The sequence below is a fragment of the Sphingobacterium sp. HSC-15S19 genome (assembly GCF_050433745.1).
Lineage (GTDB): Bacteria > Bacteroidota > Bacteroidia > Sphingobacteriales > Sphingobacteriaceae > Sphingobacterium > Sphingobacterium siyangense.
Genome location: NZ_JBNPWQ010000003.1, coordinates 174959 through 199430, shown reverse-complemented (window position 1 = coordinate 199430; position 24472 = coordinate 174959). Strand labels below are relative to the sequence as shown.

The 24472-nt window shown below is 42.1% G+C and carries 15 protein-coding genes; 5 read left to right on the top strand and 10 right to left on the bottom strand.

Features of this window, described 5'->3' with window-relative positions; genetic code table 11:
- Positions 1–57: 57 nt before the first annotated feature.
- Positions 58–1902 carry a DNA polymerase III subunit gamma/tau gene (locus L1283_RS04100; protein WP_070567258.1) on the bottom strand — a complete coding sequence of 615 codons (1845 nt, stop codon included), beginning with the start codon at positions 1900–1902 and terminating at the stop codon, positions 58–60.
- A gap of 375 nt (positions 1903–2277) precedes the next feature.
- Here L1283_RS04100 and L1283_RS04095 point away from each other — a divergent pair, with 375 nt between their 5' ends.
- Positions 2278–2973, top strand: coding sequence for a hypothetical protein (locus L1283_RS04095; protein WP_429625792.1), 696 nt, complete (start codon positions 2278–2280; stop codon positions 2971–2973).
- Positions 2974–3086: 113 nt separating this feature from the next.
- Here the strand turns inward: L1283_RS04095 and L1283_RS04090 are convergent, their stop codons facing one another.
- The 6 genes from L1283_RS04090 to L1283_RS04065 form a co-directional block, all read right to left on the bottom strand.
- The gene (locus L1283_RS04090; RefSeq protein WP_429625791.1) at positions 3087–5102 is read right to left on the bottom strand and encodes a calcineurin-like phosphoesterase C-terminal domain-containing protein; all 2016 of its coding nucleotides are present in this window, start codon (positions 5100–5102) and stop codon (positions 3087–3089) included.
- Positions 5103–5202: 100 nt separating this feature from the next.
- Positions 5203–6405 carry a BACON domain-containing protein gene (locus L1283_RS04085; protein WP_254667725.1) on the bottom strand — a complete coding sequence of 401 codons (1203 nt, stop codon included), beginning with the start codon at positions 6403–6405 and terminating at the stop codon, positions 5203–5205.
- Between the two features lie 85 nt (positions 6406–6490).
- Positions 6491–7384, bottom strand: coding sequence for a DUF1735 domain-containing protein (locus tag L1283_RS04080; RefSeq protein ID WP_070567266.1), 894 nt, complete (start codon positions 7382–7384; stop codon positions 6491–6493).
- 78 nt (positions 7385–7462) lie between these two features.
- A complete protein-coding gene (locus L1283_RS04075) occupies positions 7463–9511 on the bottom strand; it encodes a RagB/SusD family nutrient uptake outer membrane protein (protein WP_070567268.1) in 2049 nt (682 codons plus the stop codon).
- Positions 9512–9534: 23 nt separating this feature from the next.
- Complete coding sequence (locus L1283_RS04070) at positions 9535–12666, bottom strand: SusC/RagA family TonB-linked outer membrane protein (RefSeq protein WP_070567270.1); 3132 nt, start codon at positions 12664–12666, stop codon at positions 9535–9537.
- Positions 12667–12685: 19 nt separating this feature from the next.
- Complete coding sequence (locus L1283_RS04065; protein WP_070567272.1) at positions 12686–14011, bottom strand: IPT/TIG domain-containing protein; 1326 nt, start codon at positions 14009–14011, stop codon at positions 12686–12688.
- Positions 14012–15271: 1260 nt separating this feature from the next.
- Between L1283_RS04065 and L1283_RS04060 the strand changes: the two genes are divergently transcribed.
- The 3 genes from L1283_RS04060 to L1283_RS04050 all read left to right on the top strand — a co-directional run bounded on the left by L1283_RS04060 (position 15272) and on the right by L1283_RS04050 (position 17295).
- Positions 15272–16288 carry a helix-turn-helix domain-containing protein gene (locus tag L1283_RS04060; RefSeq protein WP_070567275.1) on the top strand — a complete coding sequence of 339 codons (1017 nt, stop codon included), beginning with the start codon at positions 15272–15274 and terminating at the stop codon, positions 16286–16288.
- A gap of 287 nt (positions 16289–16575) precedes the next feature.
- Entirely contained in the window at positions 16576–16809 is a 234-nt protein-coding gene (locus L1283_RS04055; protein ID WP_139145028.1) for a hypothetical protein, read from the top strand.
- A gap of 123 nt (positions 16810–16932) precedes the next feature.
- Positions 16933–17295, top strand: a complete 363-nt coding sequence (locus L1283_RS04050; protein ID WP_070567277.1) for a hypothetical protein — start codon at positions 16933–16935, stop codon at positions 17293–17295.
- Between the two features lie 57 nt (positions 17296–17352).
- Here the strand turns inward: L1283_RS04050 and L1283_RS04045 are convergent, their stop codons facing one another.
- The 3 genes from L1283_RS04045 to L1283_RS04035 are packed head-to-tail and all read right to left on the bottom strand — an operon-like array spanning position 17353 to position 22925.
- Positions 17353–18723, bottom strand: a complete 1371-nt coding sequence (locus tag L1283_RS04045; protein ID WP_070567280.1) for a RagB/SusD family nutrient uptake outer membrane protein — start codon at positions 18721–18723, stop codon at positions 17353–17355.
- A gap of 15 nt (positions 18724–18738) precedes the next feature.
- On the bottom strand, positions 18739–21948 hold the full coding sequence (locus L1283_RS04040) for a SusC/RagA family TonB-linked outer membrane protein (protein WP_333887775.1): 3210 nt from the start codon (positions 21946–21948) through the stop codon (positions 18739–18741).
- Positions 21945–22925 (bottom strand): TlpA family protein disulfide reductase, encoded by a 981-nt coding sequence (locus tag L1283_RS04035; protein WP_112374241.1) that lies wholly within the window; start codon positions 22923–22925, stop codon positions 21945–21947. Before L1283_RS04035 ends, L1283_RS04040 begins: the two co-directional genes overlap by 4 nt.
- A gap of 1151 nt (positions 22926–24076) precedes the next feature.
- On the opposite strand from L1283_RS04035, the gene L1283_RS04030 reads away from it, so the two are divergent.
- Positions 24077–24349: a helix-turn-helix transcriptional regulator gene (locus L1283_RS04030; RefSeq protein WP_070567287.1), complete on the top strand. Its 273-nt coding sequence runs from the start codon at positions 24077–24079 to the stop codon at positions 24347–24349.
- The last annotated feature ends 123 nt before the right edge of the window (positions 24350–24472 follow it).

The following is a 24472-nucleotide window of genomic DNA, read 5'->3' as shown; positions in this document are numbered from 1 at the left end:
CTCTTCATGGAAGAGTTTGCAAATGTACAAAAATAAAAAACAACTAGCGTGTTTGAATTAGCTTAGCCCCAAGTTAAACTCCTTCCGCAAAGTATCTAAAAGCGGGTTTTTGTTGACCATCGCTTGATACTTCTCCTGGGAAGTATAGGGCTTGCGTGAAATCGTATGTTCCATCATCACCCCCTGCAGATCCAACGAAAAATTCTGGAGTTTCACACGTAGGTAGTTCAACACATCAACCTTTGCACTTTGCAATACATCCATCTGAACACCATTTTCGACATCAATTTCAATCAATACCCCATTTAACCGCGGTTGCATAGCCGTCATCATGGTATACAAGTTAATCTTGTTTTCCGCTTTCAGCTGTTCAGCATAACTATTCCAAACAGCAATAAATTGACCGAATGAAACATCACGTTGTTCGCTTCCACGTATTAATTCTGGCTCATCACCTTCTTTGGCAACCGCATTGTTATCGTATATGGTATTCAAATCCGGCAAAGACGGAATAATTGCTGCAGTAGATGCTCCCCACCCGCCTTTTTTTACTTTAGGAGGCACGTTGGAAATAGGATCTTTTTTCACCTCTTCCTTAGTCTCGGAAGCCTGATAATTTACGGGGTTAGCTTGCGAACGCGGTGTCACAGGGTTTTCAACGACAGGAGCATTCGCTGGAGAAGTCGCTTGCGGAGTAGGGACTACCGAGGTTTGTTGCGCTTGTCCAACTACTGGCTCAGGAAGTTTTTTTTTTACGCCCTCGGTTGCCGAAGGAATCTGTACGGATCCAAGCTGGCTCAATTTAATCGCACTTGCGATATGACATGTCTTGAGGAGTGAAAGTTCAACTTGCAGGCGTTGATTTTTACTTGTCTTATAGTTGATCTCACATTGATTGGAAATATTCAATGCAGATAACAAAAATCCTGGAGAAGCTTTTTGGGACTGCTGCAGATACTTTTGACGAATACTATCACTGACTTCCAATAATTTTAGCGTAGCCGGCTCTTTAGCAACCAGCAAATTTCTAAAATGTGCAGACAGACCGGCTATGAAATGACTGCCATCAAACCCGTGATTTAAAATCTCATTGAAAATCAATAAAGTTTGTGCTGCATCCTCAGTTAAAATAGCATCCGTTAGCTTAAAATAATAATCGTAATCCAAGATATTCAAATTATCGATTACCGCTTGATAGGTGACATTTTTATTGGAAAAACTGACGATCTGATCGAACATCGACAAGGCATCCCGAAGGCCACCATCGGCCTTTTGGGCAATGATATGTAATCCGTCCTGATCATAAGCAATACCTTCCCTGTCAGCGATACGGGCCAAATGACTGGCCATATCTTCCACTTTGATCCGGTTAAAATCAAAAATCTGACAGCGCGAAAGAATCGTTGGTAAAATCTTATGTTTTTCAGTAGTCGCCAGGATAAAGATAGCATAGGAAGGAGGTTCCTCCAATGTCTTCAAAAAAGCATTGAAAGCCGCTTGAGAAAGCATATGCACCTCATCTATGATATAGATTTTATATTTTCCAGCCTGTGGTGGTATGCGTACTTGATCAATCAGGTTGCGGATATCATCTACGGAATTATTGGATGCGGCATCCAGTTCATGAATACTGAAAGAATTTCCATTTTGGAAAGACTTACAGCTAGCACATGCACCACAAGGTTCAGTGCCTGCTAAGATATTTTCACAATTTATTGTTTTAGCTAAAATACGCGCACAGGTAGTTTTCCCCACACCGCGGGGACCACAAAATAAAAATGCCTGCGCCAACTGATTGTTGTGTATCGCATTCTTTAAGGTACCAGTAATGTGTTGCTGACCTACAACCGAATCAAAGGTAATCGGGCGGTATTTACGTGCAGAAACAATAAAATTATCCATTGCACGAAGATACGAATTTTAATATTATTTTTCTACGTAACATTAATTTGTAGCGGTAGTGGAGTGCGACAATTTCGCGGTATTATCTCATTTTCTGGCATAAAAAAAGACATCCCTGTACAAAGTAATTATGGACAACCCTTGCCTACCTGCACATTGTATCAAAACAAGTCGTATAGAGATGGTTAGCAATAATACTACACTAAAGTGTTTTAGACTAAGTCATTTTTAAATGTTAATTTCGCCGAACTAAAGACTATTCGAAAACAACTTTATTAATTATTGATAATAAAAAGCAATATATCCCTGCATTAGAATACCTTTGACTGTAGCAGATAGTTAATAGCTTTCGTTAATCTTACAAAAACCAAATTTATGAAGCACTTAACACACCTATTTTACTTTTTGTTATTTAGTACATTTTTATTTGTAGGCTGTAAAAAAGAAGACGACTATGGAGAACTCACTAGCCTAGCAGACGATAAAATCCAACAAGCTGTTAAACTAACTGAAAATCTTTCCTGCAATGACCTAAAGGAATGTCGTATTGACACGCTTTATTACACCTATGTCCCCGTACATCCGAGCTTTGAGCAAGCTTATAATAAATTAATTGCCGAAGCTGCAGACCTTAAAGAAAGGGCACAGAAAGTATATAAAGGGCCTATTGTTTACAATACCAGTCCAGCTGAAAATTATCTTCCGCCTCATTTTGGAATACGCTGCATTGCAGGCAAAGTCAAAGTCGCCAGCGCTAGGGATCTGGAGCTGCCTGAAATTAACCAGCGGCTGGATGAACTGTTACCTAAAATGACCACATTTTTCAATGACATTCCCTGTACCGACCCAAGTAAATGGCATATCGCCCCCTTTCGTAAAGACTGTGAATTTATCTCTATATTGTATACTGACAAAGAAAACTTTGCTGAGTTTGGCAATATGGCAGAACAGTATAATCATTTGGATCATGCAAAAAGAGTGCTGGACAAAAGCTTGAACTGTCCAGACAAAAATGACAAACCAGCCAAAGGGGTGGTTTTTGAAAATGGCAAGCCTAAGATTACCTATTAATAGACCCTGTACCATCAAATCTTATATTCGATAATACAGATCATTCTTTATAGGAATAACTTGATTTAGATAAAGCTCAGTCTTCAGGTGACGGAGCTTTATCTAGCTCTCTACTACTTCATCAGGTATCCAAAAGCTTTGGGTCTAACCATAGTTTCTTGATAAACCTTACCAAAACGATCAGTTACTTTAATTAACAAGGTGCTGGTGGGAGAAGAGGCCTTCACTTTAAACATATGCGCTGTCAGGGTGCTGACAAAGTCCTCGGTGGGGGTAGCATTTCGATTAAGCCGCTGTGCTGAATAGGAAACAATATGCAATGGATCTCGCATACGGACACGGGAGACTGTCAACGGTTGACCATTTTCACTCACTTCGACTTTCCAATTTTTATCGTAGTTCCAAACATTGATCAGTACCTCATTGTTGTTATTGGGATTCGCATATTCCGCCGCATAACTCTGCCATTTCAGATCACTTGTAGGCTTAAAATTTGGGGCATATTTATCTTTGGTAAGATGCACCTGATTAAGATCATAAGCCCTAAATTGATAATCAGCATGCTCACCAATACTCTTATACCCCCACTTTAAATCTCTTCCGTCTATCGCCCATATTCCATAGCCTCCTGGGGCCCCATCCTTACAAATATGATTGCCTGCATATCCCGCGTTACCGGTCCACCACCAGGTCGCACAGATGGCAGCTGTATTATGCTCCATGATATGCGGCGTAGCAGCAGTTTCCACGTTATAATTGATATGCGTATGTCCCGTGAGCACATGCACGGTTTTAAATCCATTCAAGGCGTTCACAAAATCCTGCGCATTGCTTATCCGATATCCTGTCGTTTCGGCACCGTTCGTATTGAGACTTGGATTGGTATGTAAATGTGCATGCATGGCGATCACAATCGGCGTATCCTTATCCGTAATGGTTGCTAGATCTTTTTTGAGCCATTCAATCTGATCAGCGACAATTTTTGTATTATAGTTCCTTGCATCACCGGCATTAATATATTCAATATTATCTAAAACAATGTAATGTACCTTACCGATATTGAATGAATAATAAGTCGGCCCCAATACATCACGGAACTTATCTTCAGCCCCCCAATCTTCATAAAACTTTGGATCGTTATCATGATTGCCCATGGTATTAAATACCATCGCGTTGATCTTATTCATTTCAACAATATACTGCGGCAGTGCATAATTATTGGTATACCAGTACCCATCCCAAGTCATATCTCCCAATGTCAGCGCATACACTTTATTGCCCGCATTTTTATAGTTTTGTATTGATTGATTAACATCGGGCAGGAATCCTTTCTGAAACTGATTCAGGTCATCCGTACGTTTAGCCAAGTGCATATCCCCCAACACCATGACCACATGTTTTTCATTATTTACAGCCTTAAGCTCAAAATCTTTAATCTCAACAATATTAGCCGGCTGCGAAAGGCGTTGAAAGAATTGAGGCGCATTGACGTTTGAATCAACTTCGTAGTTTCCCGGTATGGAGATAAACACATATTTTCCTTTTTTGGAAGAAGGTAAATAATATATACCAGCTGCATCCGTCATTGTCACTTCAAAGCCGTCTGATACCACAACATTGGCAACACCTACACCATTAGCGTAAACAACACCCTTTACAGTCATTCCTGTTTTGTCGGGGATATTCGCATTAAAAAATAAATTGACAATGGTTGATCCCAACAAAAATGACTGGGCTCCGCGTTTTACGGATATCCGATAACTATCCGATGGCAAGTCCGTTGGGAAAACAAAAACAATATGATCTGCAGAAGCAGATTTGCTTGCGACGGTAAATTTCCCCATTACACCGGGTTTATTCAGTGATTCAAAATATAGCTGATCTCCCGTCTTGAATCCCATTCCTTGTATTGTATATTCGCCCCCCTTGGAAGATTCTATCCGGGCGGACAATAGCACACCGGTTATCCGTAATGTATTATCTTCATTCTCCGGTTCGGGTTCACCGGGCTTATTTTCGGGAATAGCTGAAGCTTTGGTGCAGCTGTATAAGTTTAATGTTAGGCCAAGTCCGGTTACCAATGTAGTTCGAATAAAGACCCGTCGGTTATATTGTTCTTTTTTTTTCATAAAAAATAGGTGATTAAAGGCTATTAACAATTACTTAGCAGGGGGCACAAAATAGCCCATGCAATTTTTCTGAAGAGAAAGTATGCATGGGCCAGGTTTATTATTTAGCGACGGTAACAACGATATCGTCGACAAAGATACGGTTAACAGTAGCTGGCCAATTACCAGCACGCTGATCAAAAGCGCCACCCAATAACCAAATTTGAGTCTCCGCAGTAGCTCCCGTAACAACAAAAGAATAGGTCGCCTCTGGAGCTTGCCATGCAGCCCTGCACGATTCTAGATTCGAATTAGGAGTTGCAACGTTCATCACATTAAATTGGCTCACGCTGACCGTTCCCGGTCCTTTGACACCAACGTTGAGTAGATAATGATCACCAGTGGCATATCGTACAGCTTTGAAGGTAACCAATAGATTTTTTGTACGCTGTACATTGGCCAGCTTCGGCGAAATTAGATCGCCGCCGTAGTTCGTACGCCCTAATTTAATAAAGCCTGGTCGCGCATAAATCGATGCATAATTACCGCCACCTTCTGTCGTATTGATCGTACTGGTCCAGCCTTTGGCCAACTCTTCCGTGCTCCATAAAGCAATCCTGGTTTCGCCTGAAGTCGCATTAAAGATCTCGCTTCCATAGGTCAGCCAGTTAAAGTCCTCCTGAAGAACGACATCGCCCTCTACTTGCAATTTTTGGCCTTTCTGATATACCGTTAGCGGAGATGCCTGTTGCACATCGTCTAAAAATAACAATAGATTTGCTGTACGCTCAATGTCGGTATTTTTATTTACAGTGATTGTTATCGGGGTATCGCCCTCACCTTCCATAGGGGAAACCTTAACCCAGTCAGACTCGTCCTCCACCGCAACTTTCCACTTACCTGTAGAACGGAGAATATATTGTCCATTACTTCCCTCTTCCAGAACTTCCAAACGGTTGGATATGCCATCTATTTTTAAATAGGGATCTTTCACCTGTCCTTGATCTGTGGTTCCTGCCTGTTCTACCTTCAGCACGTTATTTTGTAACTTTCCATCTAAAGTAAAAAACAAAGTCAGTTCACGCGCTTCGGGATCGGTATTTTTGTGGACGGTAACGGTAAATGTTCCATTTCCATTCCCCTCCATTGGATCGATTTTAAGCCAGTTTTCTTTTCGGAGGGGCTCAACCTTCCATTTGCCTGTCGCCTGAACAGTGTAGGTTTCAGATAAACCATCAGCCGCAGCGGTCAATTTTGATGGGTTATCTTTTAGTGCAAAAGCACCATCTACCGCAAGATCGTCTTTACAGGATGTTAGTATCATTATCAAACTAAGACAAAAGACAACTATTGATTTTGGAAACGTATCCAATTTATAATAATTAATCGTATTCATGAATTCCATAATTTTATTTAACCTGCATTTCAACACGTTCCTTCATAATTGTCGTCACATTGCCTATCGTATATTGATATGACAATAAAAACACGTTTGTGCGCATACCAAATGCTTCTTCCACTTTGAATTTATTCGGATACATTGGGTCATTGTCCAATTGTACGACCTGAATATCTTTGTAGGGCTTTATCTTTACGTTATTAAAATCATCTATCTCCAACGTAAGACAGTTTTTCGTAATATTAGGTACTTTAGATATAAAGGTTTCATTTCCGGCGACCATCCGCACGCTATTGCTGGTTAATGGAAATAGCTGTTTATTCGCCGCTGTAGACAAACCATTGGCAAACCCCACCATTGAATACATGGTATTTTTGGCCTGTGATGCATATTCATTCTCTATGATGACCTGATACAATATGGTGCTTTTCTTAGGATTGATTTCAACACCGGATGAACCTGTTGCTTTCAGCCCAATAAAATAGGTAGAGTCCGGAGATAATCCATCTGGTCGCAATTTAACCATGGTACGGCCTGTTAGCTCGCCTGCTTTGATCACAATCCTTTTGTCCATGATGTCATACTTCTCTTTAGGAAGTAATTTGGCATACAGATCTTCCGAATTATCGTAAACAGCAAAATTGTATTTTACTAAAGGTTCTGAATCCTCTTCCAGTGCAATAACAAGATCTTTATCAGGCGCATGGGTACCTCCTGAAGATGCCGCTACATAGCCAATTACCTCTTCTCCCGTCAAGCGAACCACTTCTTTAAACGTATTGTGATAATCAGAACTTATTAATGCTACCTCATTTTTATACATTTCCTTTTCGAATACTTCATTGTCCTTACAGGCAACTAAAGCCATCGAAGCTGTCAGTATAGCGATAAAACTTCGTTTCATAATTTAATATTTTAATGTCTTCCACAAACCAAAACGGTTATGGAAGACGGTTATATTTTCCTTTTTTAATGCTTAATCCTAATTATAGCCCGGATTCTGATCCAATGATGGTAATCTGCGCATTTCGGCACGAGGTATAGGCACCCAAATTAATTTTTTGTCTACCTGACGTGTCAAGAATGACGATGTACCTGGTGAAATTCGCTTGTAGAAAGATTCCCGGTCCGCACCATCGGGGTTCATACCACGAATTGGTTCGCGTTCAGTCTCTTCGTATTTACCCCAGCGGCGTACGTCGTAAAAGCGTCTGTTTTCCCATAGAAACTCCACCATACGCTCACGTTCTATTTGCTTCTGTACCTCTGCCTTGTTGGCAAGCTGCGCAGCAGACAATCCTGGTAAACCCGCACGGTATCGAACAGCATTAAAAGAACCTTTTATTTCACTTTCATCCCGGCTCACGGTATAGGTTTTATCACCAAGCTGTACCGTATGGCTTCCAGTAAGGTTATTTAGTGCTTCAGCGTAGGATAACAATATTTCTGCATAACGTATAATAGGATATGCTTTGGGCATCATTCTGGCCCCCGTGCCACTGATTGCATCAAATGGATTTACCCATTTCTTAATAACATAACCAGTTAATGGATAGTTAGGCGACGATGCCGAGACACCACCTCGACCATCAGGTTCCTGATAAAAATATTTAGCCGTATGTGTATTCAACGTTGTACTCGACAAAGCCTGCCACACAGCACCGTTGAAACCTATCGATGCATAAAAACGCATTTCACGGTTTGCATACATCTTAAATATCCCCGCATTCAGTGGGTAACCTGAAAATTTACGCGGTTGAGCCGTAAATAAATCGCCAAAGGTTCCACCGGCAGGAAGATCAGCCACCGCCTCAAAATACGTATCGCCACGTGCTTCTTCTTTGGTACGTCCGTCATCCATCAGATAAGCATCTACAACTTTTTGTGTCACCGAGAAACGTCCCCATCCTCCTAAAGTTGGCGGAAATGCCCCCTGATTCAAATCCGTTCTAAAATATTCTGTATTACGCCCCCAAATGTATTCGGGATTGATTGAAGCGACAGCCTCACCGGTAAAGACGTCAGAATATGATCTAAATGCATCAATATCAGCCGCCCCATTCGGAAAGCTTCCATAGAAGTTGGGATCGGACGTTACGCCAGCTGGAAGTGTAGGCGTTCTTTCGTCCGCAGGCACTGTATATAATTTATACCGGCCCATATCCATAACACGCTTAGCAGCGGCAGCGGCTACTGCCCAACGTTTTTCATCGTATTGTTGTGATACATAATGTGTGCCATCGGTCTTGCGAATCCAGCTACCAAAATAGGATGCGGCAACAGGTCCGCCATTAAACAATGGACTGGCATGGATCAAGCGCAAACGGGCGATCAATGCAAATGCGGCACCTTTTGTCGGTTTGCCGAAATCCAATAGACTAACATCAACAGGAAGTTGTACAGCAGCCTTTTCAAATTCACCACAGATGTATTCCATAGCCTCATCATACGTCGCCCGGGGCCGGTCATAATACGCAATATCCTCATTGGTATTCACAACTTCATCTCCCAACAAGATTGGTGGGCCAAAATCTATAATGAGGTTATAGTATGCGTAAGCTCTAATAAAACGTGTATATCCTTCGATACGGTTACGATCTGCGTAGCTCATGTCCTTTGGCACATCAATGTTTTTCAATACATTGTTCGCCTTGCGGATAATTTTATAATATTTTCCCCATTGGTTAAGTCCACCATAAAAATCAGGCGTAATATTTCCGGTGACAAAATCCATCCCGTAGTAAATATTGGTTGTCCCAGTACCTGTAAGGCCATTTATAGCTTCATCTGTCGCCATTGGCCCTGGTGTATAGTTGGATCTGATCGTATTGGATTCGTCAGGGAACATTGCTGCCGCCCCCCACATATACGCTTCTAAGTAACGTGTATTTGCATATGCCGAATCAATATTAAATTCATCGTCAAAGTACTGATCAATATTTAGATAGTCCTTACAAGATGTCACCATAAACAACACTAGTATCGCTAAGCTGGATTTGGCAATTCTATTCATGATTATTGACGTTTTCATGTCTTTCGATTATTTCTATGGTATTAAAAATTAATATAAGCCTGTAACGAATAAGTCGTCGGAATTGGGTATTTACGTCCACCCCAAGCCGCCTGTTCAGGGTCAAAAATCTTAACGTTATCCCAGATATATAGGTTGTTTCCAACAAACTGAAGATCCATGGATTTGACACCTAATCGCTTTAAGAAATTCGGGCTTACATTATAGCTCAACGTAAGTTCTTGCAATCGCAAATAGCGGGCATCATCCATCCAAAAGGAGGATAACTGACTGTTGTTCCTGTTATTACCATATTGCAAACGCGGGAATTTGGCATTTGGATTTTCGGCTAAGGATAAATCAATACCATGCTGTAGCGCATAATCTCTCGGGATCCAACGATTGGCAGGATCATTAGCCATGGTAATGACGTTACCATCTGTACCGCCGAAGAAGGGCATATAGCCCATACCCGTATTTTCAGTAACATCTTTATATTTCATCGGCTGCCCAACATAGAAGAAGGAAGTCTTACCTGTTCCTTTGAAAAGGACACCTAATGATAGATTTTTGTAACGGAACTCTCCCCCGAATCCATACATGATTAATGGATAGTTACTATGGGTCAATGGTACTTTATCAAGGGTATTAATGATACCATCACCATTCACATCCTTGTATTTAATATCACCGGGTAATACCGTTCCAAAGCTTTGTGTCGGACTGTATTTAATGTCATCTTCGTCTTTAAATAAGCCTAATGCTTGATAACCACGAATGGAATTATGAGGATAACCATTATACTCTAGGTAAGAATACTCTAGGTAAGCCTGTTCCCAGTTTTGCACAACATTTTTTGAATAAGTGAAGTTACCCCGCAAAGTAAGGGTCATATCACTATTCAACTTGGTGGTGTAGCTAATATTACCATCAGCACCCGAGCTCTTCATACGCCCCACATTGGCATACGGATTAGAAATTACGCCCACATAATCCGGCACTTGCACCCGCGGTTGAAAAATACCGTTCCGTTGATCTTGGAAAAAATCAATCACAAAATCAATTTTATTATTAAAGAGCTTTCCTTCAATACCCAAATTGGATTTAATAGCTCTTTCCCACGCTAGATTGTCTGCACCGATACGGGTTTCGGTAATCGTTTCTATCCCATCAATTCCCCAGACCTTATTCCGATCTATATCCGCCTTAGTGAGGTAGGGGAAACGTACGTCATCTACAATTCTATCGTTACCTACAGTACCATAAGACGCCCTGATTTTGAAGTAATCTAACCAAGGAGCTACATTCTTCATAAATTGGTAACTTGTAGGTACCCATCCTATCGCTACCGAAGGAAAAAAACCATACTGGCGACCAGGTTGAAAATTCTCGGAACCGGTATAACCGAAATTGGCATCCAATAGGTAAGTATCCTTATAACCATAGGTAAATCTACTGGAAACACCTTGATAACGAACAGGTATCGCCGTCAAATTATTGGTTGCATCATCCGTATTTTTGGCATCGCTCAGGTAATAATAAACTAAAGCTGAAGTACGATGATCTTCTCCAAATTTTTTATCATAATTAAGTGTAGACTCAAAATGATACTTTCGATATTGGCTTACGAATTTTGAATAGGACGCGGGCCTTTCCTGTACCTTTTGAACCATGATCAATGACCCATCCAAATTACGGCCTGTTGCTTCATACAATGCAGGCTGCATCCACCTACGTTCAGAAAAATAGCTCTGGATATCATAAGCACCTTGACCACGGATTTTCAGCCCTTCAAGCACACTGCTCAAGTCCTGATCCAATGCCAGTGTTACCTTACCTTTATAGTTTTGATTATTATAGTTACCTGTACGGTTGATCATCACATAAGGTGATGAACGCTGCCCTGATCCAACCCCGGGTAATAAGCCATTAGAGTACTGAAGCGGGATGGAAATGGGCGTAAGTGTCGATTGTGTTTTCCAGATATCATCCGTATTACCATAACCAGGTTCTTTTTTAACAGATAGAAAGCCATCTGAACCCAAAAATACCTTCGTTGTTTTGGTTAAGTTAATATCAAGATTAACACGGTAATTGTAAGTATTGTAGCCAACATTAGAACTGTAAATACTATTCTTATCGACTTTGTACGCTGCTGTTTCGCTATTACCGCCCAAACTCAGGAAGTATCGTGCTACCTCAGAACCGCCGCGCCCAGAGGCATAATAGCTCTGACGCCAAAAGCTTCGGTTTAGAATCTCATCCTGCCAACTGACATCTGGATACATATCTGGATCTAGATGTTGTTGTATAATACCTAATTCTGTATCATTAAACAAGGGCTCGCTCCCCCGCACTACGGAAGCTTCATTAGCCAATAGGGCATAATCATAAGCACGTAGGTATTTCGGTAGGCGATTAAGTCGTGATAACGTAGAGTTTGCTCGCCCTGTAATCTGGATACGGTCTACGGTACCGCGTTTAGTGGTTACCAATACAACGCCATTTGCACCCCGCACACCATATACCGCTGTTGCCGAAGCATCTTTCAGAATGGAGAAACTCTCTACATCAGCGGGATCGATCGTATTTAAATCACCTTCAAGTCCATCAATAAGCACTAAGGCTTTCGCATTGGCACCAAATGTACCAATACCACGCACCCAAAAATCTGCAATATTTGCTCCAGGCTCACCCGAGGTCTGCATCGAAATAATACCAGCGGCGCGGCCCCCTAACATATTCGCGATAGAAGGTGCGGGACTTTGTAACTGTTTTACATCTACTGTTGTAATGGCACCTACAGAACTAATTTTTCGCTGTTTGGCTCCCAGACCGACAACCACAACCTCGTCGATATTGGTGCTCTTGTCCAGCATCTTTAATTCAAGATTACTGGTGGATTCTACCACCAAATGCTCGGCAACGTCATAGCCCACACTGGTAAATACCAACCAGTCTCCATACACAGCTTTAATAGTAAACTTTCCCTTATCATCTGTAGAAGTTGCTCCTTTCGGTTTATCCTTGACATAGATTGATACTTTAGATATAGGTTGCCCCTTGCTATCAACGACAGTTCCGGCAATCGTTAACTGTTCTTCTGTTTGTTGTGCAAGCGCAGGTGATAGCCAGAGGCACAGCGGCAGCATGCACAAAAAATAAAAAATCTTCATAATATAATAAGTAGGTTAATTATTCGATAACTAATTTACGGATGCGCGCATTGCTCCAATCGGCGATATAGATATCGCCCTGATCATTCACCGCAACTCCCCAAGGTTGGTTGAACTGCGACTCTACAGGCCCACCGTCTTTATAACCAGCTTTAGTCGGTTGTCCGGCAACAGTAGAAACAATTCCATCAGCCGATAGCATACGGATACAGTGATTACCATAATCGGCAATAAACATATTTCCGGTCTTGTCAAATTTGATATCCTTTGGATAATTGAAAATTGCATCTTTAACGGGGCCGTCGCGAAATCCCGACCCACCCGGTGCATTGATACGTTTGAAGCCTTCGTTGATATGTTCAGGACGTAGGTCTAATACAGAAATTCCTTGTGCAAACGTGTTCGGGCTAGCGTTTGAGTGTAACGTAATATACAACTCCCAAGGTTTTGCTGGATTAATAGCCTGTCCATATTGTGAACCATAAGGCCCTTTGTGCACGATCGTCGCAGCATATGTCACCGGATCTATTTTAGCGATATGACCATCACGGAAGCGTGTATATAAATGGCCATCGTAGGGGCAAAAAGTCACAAAGTTGGCATATCTATCCGCCTGAACAATTTTGCCGTAATCAGCTGCTGAGAACTGTGCATTCCGCTGGCGAAGTGTCCAAGCTTCTCTTGGATCAAAGGAAAAAAACACTTCCGCAACCGACTCGTGCGAAACTGTCATAATACCTGTTTCCCGATCCACTGTCACCCCGTTGGCATAAGGGTTTGGTGAGGATGCAGCTGAATATAAAGGGGTAACGATATTTTCCTTTTCGTTGATACGCGCTATCCCAAATGATCCACCATCACGCCAGGTCATAAATAGGTTGCCTTGCGCGTCCATATCTAGGTATTTGCCATAGACATGTGCCTGATCGAGTGTACCTGCTAAAAAGTCCTTATCCCCTGTACCGGTAACTGTACTGACCTGCGCCTGGATATGATAAGTAAATGATTTATCATAAATCAATGAATCTTTACCGATGACAACCGAAATTTTGGGATCATCACCAGGAAGACGTGGCACAATAGCATAAATACGTTCTCCACTTGAGGAGACTACTGCAGCCCGTGCATTATTAAAATACACTTTGATCTTATTTGGATCGGATCCAAAGTTTTGACCATCTAATAAGATTTTATCCTTAGCTCCGCCTTCTGCAGGATAGAAAGAAGAGAGCACGACCGGTTTATTGGGATCATGCTCACCTTGCCTTGTTGCAACATCTTCTTTACAATAAGAAAAAAACAGCAACGATAACAAAGAGAATGTTAATTGATTATATTTTTTCATAATAATTTTGGTTAAACAAATCTATAACTGGTTCTGACTTGAGATCGAATACAATTCAGAAAAACAAACAAAACAAATATTTCAAAACAAACAAAACAAATGTATTTCTTAAAAATTGAAAGAATAAGAAATAAACAACACAAGTTAAAACAGGTATAAGATTTAGATTAAAACGCTGCAAAACTAACAAACAAGACCACAAAAACTACCATAACAATGATTACCATATTGTTAACATTGTTTTAATTTAAAAATAAGTAGTTAGTCTCATATTTAAGAAAAAAAAACAAAAAGAAACATCACCAAAACAAAACGAAACAACATTATTGTAACATCTCAATTCACAGTTTACGCAGATACTAAGACAAACCGTGGTGTTTTCTTTCACTTCCCATATTTTGGGGATTTTTGCGGGACATTAAAAAAAACAAAAAAATTGGCAGTTAAATGATGATATCGCAACTAGTTCATCCTTTTTCATAAATCCTTCGTACCTGCCTCGCCCCTTATTCGGAGGCCGCCCGCTTCTTCTCCACTGTTTCCCTACTCCTTCCCTACTGATTATGTAGGCAATATGTAGATAATCTGTAGGAAATATGTAGGCGCATTCCGAAGATGGCACGAACCAGACACGAAAAAATGGTGAATAAAGGGGAGAGAAAAAGAGCATAATGATTAGCCAATTTTCGGCCACCATATGGCCGCTTTTCGGCCAAAAAACCTTCCATATCCTTGAACTGGTAACAGTTAAAAATTCAGGAAAATGAAAAAAAATCTAGCGCCATACAGCCATTGTTCAGTGCGAGCATGTCCTAGTCTTGTCCTAATTTCTCCAAAAGTGTCCTTATTTCGCAAGAGGTGCGAGCATTCCCACTAAAATCCAGTATTATGTATTTTGAAAACTAGTGGGCTAGTACGGAAAATGTACAACTCTTTCTCCAGATTTGGACAACTTTTAACCTTATATACTCGATATATTTGGGATCAATTCAGCAGTGACAGGAAGTAGTGTCGATCAATTGAGAAGTAATGCAGTTGATTTAGGAATTAATTCTACAATATAAAACAATCACAAATTCTATGTTTGAATTCACTCATCCATTAGCTGGGATTTAGGCGTAGTCAATAAATAACAGTCAAACCGAGCTATAAAATAGCAAAAATATATTAAATAAACATGTGCTGGACGGTAGTATTTAGTAAATAAATTATAAATACTTTTCCATACCGTAAAAGTTGAAAAATAAACCACGATCAATTATGAAGAAGACCTTCAAATTTATATTACCAAAAGTAGCTTATTTCGAGGACGAAAAACACCCATTTCTCACCCAATTACCTGGTGCCAAGCGTAATCTATATGAGGATCCTTCTATCCAGCTTGTAGAGGAATACATAGATTACCGGCAGACCATATTATATCGGCTACAGGCCCATGTGCCCACTGATTGTATCGTGCAACTTAAAACAAACAGGCCAGACTTTCACCTGATTTATACCAAGAACGCGACGGACGATATTATCGTTCAAAAACATGGTACCAAAAACGAAATAGTACTTCCCCATAGACATAGTACTTTTACCTACATTCCGCGCAGTAAATTCGATATACTGCTAAAGCCCGGGAATTACCTGGTCTACGGGCTATTGATTGATATCGGCCTGGTGCGGGACATCATCTACCATCACGGCCACTTTCTATCCGAATTAAAAAATGCCAGAAAAAGGGATAAATCCAGTCTTTACCAGACCGCCTTATGGCCGATCAAAGAGCTGACTGATTACCAGCTCAACCGCATTGAAACAATCTTTTTCAACTATAGCAAACAAAACGAAGCAAAGGTTGTCGAGCAGATTTACCAGTTATTTGATATCGCCGAATCAAAACAATTTGCATTCTATGAGAAACTGAGCGAAAGTGAAATACTGGCCAGAAAAGCTAGAACAATGATCCATGATATCGTCAACCAAGGTTTTCAGGAAGTGAATATAAGCCTGATTGCCACTATCCTAAGCGTTTCTGATGCCCACCTGACGCGCTGCCATAAACGCCATTACAGACAGACTCTTTTACAGTATAGGGACGAAATACTCCTTCCGCTGGCAAAAGAAAGATTGCTTTCGACTTATAGTATTGGCGAAGTAGCCAATTTTTGCGGATTTAAATACCCAAGTGGTTTCTCCAAATATTTTGAAAAACGGGTAGGCCTGTATCCCTCCGATTATATTGAACTCCATCGTAATCCCGACAATGACAAAAATGAATACATCATATGATCAAAAATGGATAAATGAATTCACCGAGGCTGCCTTACCTTTGAAATACGCTTAAAGAACGAAAAGCAAAAGAGATGGCAGGCGTACAAGTGCCATGCGATCCCCGTCTTTCCCGACTGGGAGTCCAGCTATCTTCGGTACGTCTGCGAAAGGTTGGGAGGAGATAGCTGGAGCAAAATAAAATAGGGACGCGGGTACAGCGATAAAGTGCAAAACAACACAGAGGGCAGGCCGCACCCAGGATGTGCCGCTGCGCTACAGGTTATGGATAGGTAAAATGAACGAAGATGAAAAGTCTACAAACAGTAAAAACGAAAATCAGCCAGCTAGGCCTGCAGATCAGGTCGGGGCTCCAGTCCTTAGGGATCCTACTGTTTGGGCAGTTTGTCCTTCGATTCAGGTATAGAGCCATTCTTTGGTTCAGCACACTGCGCTATGCTCCTATCTGTCTATCCTTGGCCCTAAAGAGAGTCGCAAGCAAGATGTTGTATCCGCGTAAGTTTGCACTGTTCCCGAGTTAGCTGGCTTCTCGGCTTCCAGGAAGCTGGCCGACCATACAATAGGAACCCTCGATTGCATAACTGTGAGGCAAAACCGATGTGCAAAATGATTACCAACAGAATTTCAAATTAAAACATTACACCATGATAACGTTAAAATCAAAAATCATAGCTGGATTTACAGCATTAATACTATTATTCGGAGCTTTCTATATTGTGAGAGCGAACCAGAACAAAACGGAGCCTACTGTAGCACCAAAGATGCTTGCAACGCAATGGTTTGAATTTATCGGGTCTTCATCGGATTCCCCGACCGATCCAACTAAGTATCGGCTCATAGAAGAAGATGAACCGATGCCGACCTGTAACCCAGGGGATCAGGTATGTGCACTACGGGCACCTGTAGATTTAAACGGGCAGCCCGATATAGACAGCACATTGCAGAATGAAATACAGACTGCGACTTCAAACGAGCAACATTCGGCAAACGTACGGGTGAGGGAATAATCTGACTACTCCTGAAAAAGAGAGGAAAGACTGATTGTTTTTCCTCTCTTTTTACTGTCAATTCTGAGTGAGCGACCCATTATCAATCACTTCATCAGGTAGTTTATACAGATACCTGACCACATCGGACGGCTTCATTGTATATGTTTTCCCTTCGGCGGTCCTGGTCATTGTTTCCACCTGTTCACCGAGTAGGATATACCTTCTGATATCTGACCACCGCTGTCCCCTAAATATCAGTTCCCTTTGACGTTCCTTTTTTATGTATTCCAGTGCCCTCCTTTGGTCTGTAAACACTACGGGTTTAAAGTCATCTGTGGAAAAACGCCCTGCCCGAACCAAATCGATGTCTTTTGCCGCATCGTTCAGCCTGTTTTGGCGGATATTCGCCTCCGCACGGATAAGGTACATTTCGGCCGTCGTTGTCCCGCAAAATAACTGGGAGGAATTTAAACCATTATAATTTCCCTTAAAGAGGATTTCCCCGAGGTTGTTCAGGGAGAAAAATGCCACTTTCCTCAGATCCCCCTTTTCATAATTGTCATATTCAAGCATGTTTACCCGTCTCCTTGAAGGCGCAAGGGCTACGCCGCCGTTCATGGCTACGTCGAAAATCACTTCCTTATTCCATTTGGAAAAAGGAAGACTCGCGGTAGCGGTTATTTCCGTTCCATAGTCCATAACTTCTGACCGGATCATCAGGGCGGAATCCGCGTACCGTCCAGCAGTTTCAAATTCGGACATGACCAGGTATATTCTGGCCAGTTCTGCATAGGATGCCGCTTTTGAAGGTCTTGTCGGGATATCGGTTCTGTCTGGCAATAACCCAATGGATGTTTTCAGGTCAGTGATGATAAAATCATAGCATTGACGGACAGTACTTCTTGAGATCTGTTCATCCAGGGATGGCTCAGTCCGTAAGACCACTCCAAGCTGGGCATTGCTCCCCGAAGGATCATAAGGAAGGGAAAATACCTGCAGCAGGTTGAAGAGCTGGTGCGCCCTATAAAAAAGGGCTGCCCCCCGAAGCGTATTCACCTCCGCTTCATCACTGGTGGCCGTTTTTATAGAAGGCAGGTATTTTAGTACCGTATTGGCATACAAGATCGCCTGATAGGGGCCGGTCCATTGGCTGGCCACGGGACTATACGGTTGCCAGAGATAAAGCAGCCTATCTCTTTCGTTGGTCATTCCTGCCCACGAAGTTTCATTTAGGTAGTAACTGTCACAGGCTGTTTCCCCAAGGCCTGTTGTGGCAAAGTTCATTACCACCTCGCTGTTGCCAAGCAGGCCCCGCAGGTCCTGCAGGCTGCTGGGAATGGAGAAACTGTCATCAGGTTTTAAGTCAAGATATCGGGAGCAGCCTGAGAGGACGCATGCTACAAGGCTAATAATTGCGCCACTTTTTAAAAATTTAAGTTTTTTCATTGTTTTCTACGTGTTTTAAAATCCAATCTTAAACCCTCCCGTTAGTGTCAGCGGAGGTGCTATCGCACCGTTGGATACGGGGTCTATCCCTTCTTTGTTCGCTGTCCAGATCAGCCCCATATTTGTACCCATGAGAAATAGTTCCAATGACCTTATCCGCTGTCTTGCGATGTTGGAGAAACGGTAGGAAAGCCTGATATCCTGTAGCCGGATATGGTCTCCCCGCCTGACAAGAACTTCGCTGAGGCTATAGAAAGTTTCCCGGTCTGTATTCAGGGGATAGTACATTGCTGGTACATCGGTGTGCAGTTCATCACCTGTCTTTTTCCATCGTATGGAAATATCTGAATGCCCTGACCAGTTGCTGAAAAAGGAAGAATAGTTGATGCTGTTCTTTCTGAAAAAGTAAACAAATTGCCCTGAGACGGTGAATGCAAACTCCAGGTTCCTGTAGCCTATCCTGTTCCGGTAGGATGCCGTTAGCCGGGGTACACTTGAGCCATGATATACCAGATCATCCAGATCCGTGTTTCTGATTATATTTTGATAATTGATCGAAGGTTCTCCATTTTCGAATCCCCTTGGAGCTCCCTGATCAGCTGTTAATCCGTCCCAGCGGAAGCTGGTCAGCATATTTCGGTCCTTTCCCACAAAATACCCGGCATACATCGCCTGATTGGTCACAGCCAATATCCTACCATGATATTTTTCCAGGGTGGTCCTGTTGTACCCGGTCCGTAATACCCCGTTCCATGACCAGTTGCGGCTGCTTATAGCCGTCGAGACGGTGAGGTCTAATCCCTGGCCTTTGAGTTCCGCGGAATTCATTGTCACGGAGGAGGTACCCAGTGTTGGATCGACAAGAGCGAAACCGATCAGGTCGAGCGATTTCTTTCTGTAATAATCAAATGTAAAATCCAGTCTTTTATTCCACATTTTCCATTCTATGCCTGCATTGAAAGTTTGAACTCTCTCCCAGCGCAGCCCCGGATTCTGCAAGGACAGGATATTGGTAAACGGCTGGTTCGAATAAAAATCCAGATAATTGGCCTGTTGGAGTACAAGTTCAGCAGGGATACTTGCATCCACATTTCCGCTATAGCCGAAGGAAGAACGTATTTTAAGATAATTCACCGCATCGGAATGATAGAATGGTTCCCCCGATATTTCCCATCCACCGCCCAGGGACCAAAGCGGGGACCATTTATTTCTTGTGTCCACGCCGAATATATTGGAGGCATCGCTTCTGGCACTGGCAGACAGAAAATACCGGTCGGCAAAGCTGTAATTTACAGTTGAGTAGATGGATACATATCTATTTGCCGTTCTTCCTGTCCCCAGCCCATTTGGTATATAACCTTTACCGCCGATGGCGGGGAACAGGGGATATGTGTTGGCAAAATCGACTGGCGAAAAAGTATTCCTGTCTGCCTGGACCCCATAAGTTCGGTAGGATGAATTGCTGTTATTGATTTCCCTTACCTCGGCCCCGGCTATCCCCTGAAGGCGGTGCCCCCTGCCCAGCTGCCTGTCGATGTCCAGCTGGGTCCGGAGGGAATAGCCCCATAGTTTGGCATTGCTTCTGTCCTGTATGCCACCATCAGGTATCCCATAGGTCGTCTTGCCTCCGTTTATGGCTGTAAAGCGGTTGTACAGGTTCCGGGTATAATAACTGTTTTCTTCCAGTAATGACGAGGATTCTGTTAGGGCACGGTTCAGCTGCGACTGAAGGGTGAACCGTAGGCCTTTAGCTAAGTCGTAACCCAGATCAAGCCCCGCGACAATCTGCTGATTTTCTGACCTGCTACCGGTTCTTTCGAGCTCATCCAGGGGGACAAAATTCCAATTCCTGGATACCAGCCCCTGATTTTGGTCGATAAACGTTCTGTCATAGTCCGTGTAGAGTATGTCATTAACCCCGTCGCTGTTTTTCAATTGTGCATATGGATAGAGTTCTTTGTTGTTGACCTTGATGTGGCCGTAGCCTACCATATTGGAAGTGTTATACATGGTGCCCGTGATCCTGCTAAAAGAAAGGTCTGTCGAAAGGGTCAGTTTTGATACCGGCCTGTAGGTCTGGCTAAATCTGGCCGTGATCCTATCCTGGCCGTTTGTTGGCATACTATAGGTATTTTTATTGTAACCGAGCGAAAAAGAATAGCTTACCTTATCCCCGCCTCCACGCAGGCCTATGGAAGAGCTGCTTTCAATAGCATTTCTGTAAACAAAGTTCAGAAAATCATTTCTTACGTCAATTCCCCGCAGTACTCCTAATCGTTCCTCGAGCTCCTTTTCGCTGATTTCCTGTTTCTGTTGCTGAATGAGAAGCTTTACGACTGGCGTGATCACCGGCTTTTTGCTGTCATTGATCTGTGTACCATAAAAACCTTTTTCAAAAAGAAACCTCTCCATGTCAATAAAATCACTGGACGAGGCGGTCTGGCGCGAGAACAGGTCCGGTTTTCTCGAAACCATCAAGCTGGAGGAAACATCTACGAAAAGAGGCTGGTTCAGTTTGCCTTTTTTTGTTGTGATGACCAGTACACCATTTCCGGCCCGTACACCCCAGATTGAGGCGGCGGCAGCGTCCTTTAGCACGGTAACTGTTTCTATATCCTGGGGATTGATATTTTCAAGCGTGCCCTCAAAAGGGAAGTTATCCACAACGATCAGGGGAAAGGTCTGGCCCATAAGGCTGGACTGTCCCCTAATGGTGAGGTTGGGCTGTTGCGCCGCTCCATTAAAATTATAGCCGGTCCTATCCGTATAGGCACCTGAAATAAGACCATCTATCCTGTCAAGTAGGTTTCCCGATGTATTATACTGTATTTCTCGCTCGCTGATCGTTGCTACGGAGCCGGTAGAAGCCCTTCTGTCAATACGCTGATATCCGGTGTTGATCTTCACTTCCTCCAGCGTGTTTGACCTTGGGAGCAATTCAACAGAAATATATTGCGCGTTTCCCAATAAAATCGGTCGGGATACCGGTACATATTGCACATCCCTGATCAGGATCGTGTCTTGGCCACGGGCAGTCGGCACAAGGGTAAAATTACCTGTAAGGTCTGATGATGTCGACACATTGTTCCCTTTAAGCATAATGGTTGCGCCCCGGATAGGTCTTCCGTTGGATTTATCCACTATCTTTCCTGAAATTGTGATATTGGTCTGCGCAGATAATGAGCTCCACAATATCAGCAGCAGGAGTGTTGTCCATATTTTCAAAGCAGCCCCCCTTTCTTTTGAGTATTGACCTGTTTTCGGCTTTGGATATTTCCGGCTGCTTTGGAGCTTATTGTTGACCAGTCATCGGCTTGTGCCTTTATTATGTTTTCAACGTCAAGATATTTGGCAGATGTGATTGCCCTGATCTTATTGCCCTTGATCCATACAATATGCGGTACAGACTGTACTCCGAAATAATAGGTCAAAACGAAATCTTCGGCTACAGAGAAGGGCTTGTAGTCCTTGAACCAATATAAAATGGTCTTTGAATGTTCGATTTCGTCGGTAGTTTGCGCAGTAACAGGTATCACGGAAACGGATGCTGGCAGTTCTATTTCTTTTAGCTTTCGCAGTGAATTCAGGCAGCTTCCGCACCAGGTTGCCCAAAAGTCCAGTACAATGAGTTCCTGCTTTCCAAAATCATTCAATGTAATCCTTTGTTTTCCGTCTGGGTGGTTTACAGTCAGTAGGTGGAGCCCCCACAATGCGTCTGGAATGGTATCTCCGATTTGTAATGGCTTGATGCTATTTAGCCCATCCGCCCCGCTGTCTTGGCGGAGCGTCTGAGCAGATAAACCAAACATATAAAACATAAGAGCTAATAAGATAAACGCTCTTATGTTCTTCAATGCCTTAAAAGAAAAATATAAATATTGAAAAACTATAGCTGTAAGCAGAAGCAATCCCCTACCAACTCCTGACCAACTTCGCCCTTTCCGCGGGTTTTCATCGAGTCGGCTGCGGAATTTCAGTGGGTCACACCGATGAAAACCCGATGCCAATTCGAAGCGAATAGCATAAAAGGCAGAAGAAAGGCCGGTATTAACTGGGAAAAAGTCCAAAGCCAGTAGGCGTACTTTTTTCAGCACTCGGCCAGTACCCTTACAATAGGATCTGCTCGAGTATCTGGCCAGTGCTTGGCAGATGTAGGTATTTATATTTATCTTGACTAGCGTCAATAATTTTAACGTATTCATAATTTGTTTGTTATTGGTTATTTCGATAACCGACTGAAAAAATCAGCGATTTTTTTGCTCAATTCCAGTTCTTTTTCTATAAGCTCGTCTGCTTCCGATTACAGCTCAGCTTTAGTAATATCTAGTTTACGATGATTGACGATACAGTATACGATCAACAGACGATACACTGCAATTGCAAACTCCTGCATTTCTTCATCTTTCAAAAGCTGACGCCTTTCTACTCCATCATCAACATAAGCACTCAACAGCACTAGGATATTAGCAGATATCGCATTTAAGGCATACCGATCTCAGAATATTTCGATCTCCTTTATAGAGCCATAATCGACCTTGTGGACATCGTAAATCATCCAATCAAAAGCAAATTGTAGCACCAAAATCCTTTTCATTTTTCAGTTTGTAAATCCGTAACCCAAAGTACATAAGATCCCCTTTCCGATCGAAATCAGCTTTTTTGAGGCCTGATCATACTCAGGTCAGTTTGACAATAATTTAATTAATTCAGTAAGCCAGATCGCGTTTGAATGAGGGGTCACACAGGTAAATATATTGGCGTTACGCGATCAATGACTAAAAGAGACCAAATAGTATTTGGCAGAGCCAGCCGAGCTATTCGGGAGCTGTGATGATGTTTTTTTGTAATTGCTTCCGAAAAACAAAAGCACCGATAAAATCACATTTTTGTAATGTTAATTGGTTCTTTATTTTTTTGATTTTATTTCTCATAATTCGTCAAATTAAAACGAACTCAAAGAAATAGTCAAAAATGGATGACTACTTGCTTGTCGTAGCAGCAGAGGCTCTGGCGGAACCTTTACTCATTACCCTAGGAAATAACTTTCAGTACCATTATTAAAAAATAATGGGTGATGCCAAAGATCAAGCAAGCGCCATCCTACCCTAGGAATATTTTCCAAAGATAGGATAAATTGACGCATTACTCACCCTCCATATCACAATAATCGCCAGATCCTGCTACGAGAGTTCGCTATTAAGTTTAGTTTAATTCCTACTTTTTATTTTTTACCATTAAATTCAGATAATTATATTTAACCACCACAAATATATAAAATCATTTAAATAACTCCAAATAAAACGTATCGTTTTATGGAGTGGTGTTTTACCTACAGCTTCCGTTCTTTTATAGAATGGAACATAAAAACAATAATAATATACTAGTTCTTGATGTTGAACAAAAACTAATTGGCCTGCGTTTCAAGCAAATAAGAAAAACCATGGGCTATTCTAGTCATGAGAACTTTGCTTATGATTACAATCTTGACAGAGCTCAATACGGAAAAATCGAAGCGGGATCGTCCAACATGACACTAAAGGTTTTCATTAAACATCTAAATGCCATTGGTTATTCCTTTCCAGAGTTTTTTAATGAAGATTATGACTCAATAAAATTAGATTCTTAAAAGCAAGGTGAAAATTTATAAAATCATGAATCTTCAATCGTAGTAAGTGTCGCTGGATTCTTATCCAGCACACGGCGTTGATCTGCAAGACATTGATCTTGATAAAGTCCAGAAATTTACGAA

What these genes read in the sequence shown, in the direction of transcription:
- L1283_RS04075 (WP_070567268.1), bottom strand. Translation starts at nt 9,511, where the DNA reads ATGAAAACGTCAATAATCATGAATAGAATTGCCAAATCCAGCTTAGCG.
- L1283_RS04095 (WP_429625792.1), top strand. Translation starts at nt 2,278, where the DNA reads ATGAAGCACTTAACACACCTATTTTACTTTTTGTTATTTAGTACATTT.
- L1283_RS04060 (WP_070567275.1), top strand. Translation starts at nt 15,272, where the DNA reads ATGAAGAAGACCTTCAAATTTATATTACCAAAAGTAGCTTATTTCGAG.
- L1283_RS04090 (WP_429625791.1), bottom strand. Translation starts at nt 5,102, where the DNA reads ATGAAAAAAAAAGAACAATATAACCGACGGGTCTTTATTCGAACTACA.
- L1283_RS04100 (WP_070567258.1), bottom strand. Translation starts at nt 1,902, where the DNA reads ATGGATAATTTTATTGTTTCTGCACGTAAATACCGCCCGATTACCTTT.
- L1283_RS04080 (WP_070567266.1), bottom strand. Translation starts at nt 7,384, where the DNA reads ATGAAACGAAGTTTTATCGCTATACTGACAGCTTCGATGGCTTTAGTT.
- L1283_RS04055 (WP_139145028.1), top strand. Translation starts at nt 16,576, where the DNA reads ATGAAAAGTCTACAAACAGTAAAAACGAAAATCAGCCAGCTAGGCCTG.
- L1283_RS04070 (WP_070567270.1), bottom strand. Translation starts at nt 12,666, where the DNA reads ATGAAGATTTTTTATTTTTTGTGCATGCTGCCGCTGTGCCTCTGGCTA.
- L1283_RS04035 (WP_112374241.1), bottom strand. Translation starts at nt 22,925, where the DNA reads ATGAATACGTTAAAATTATTGACGCTAGTCAAGATAAATATAAATACC.
- L1283_RS04045 (WP_070567280.1), bottom strand. Translation starts at nt 18,723, where the DNA reads ATGAAAAAACTTAAATTTTTAAAAAGTGGCGCAATTATTAGCCTTGTA.
- L1283_RS04030 (WP_070567287.1), top strand. Translation starts at nt 24,077, where the DNA reads ATGGAACATAAAAACAATAATAATATACTAGTTCTTGATGTTGAACAA.
- L1283_RS04050 (WP_070567277.1), top strand. Translation starts at nt 16,933, where the DNA reads ATGATAACGTTAAAATCAAAAATCATAGCTGGATTTACAGCATTAATA.
- L1283_RS04065 (WP_070567272.1), bottom strand. Translation starts at nt 14,011, where the DNA reads ATGAAAAAATATAATCAATTAACATTCTCTTTGTTATCGTTGCTGTTT.
- L1283_RS04085 (WP_254667725.1), bottom strand. Translation starts at nt 6,405, where the DNA reads ATGATACTAACATCCTGTAAAGACGATCTTGCGGTAGATGGTGCTTTT.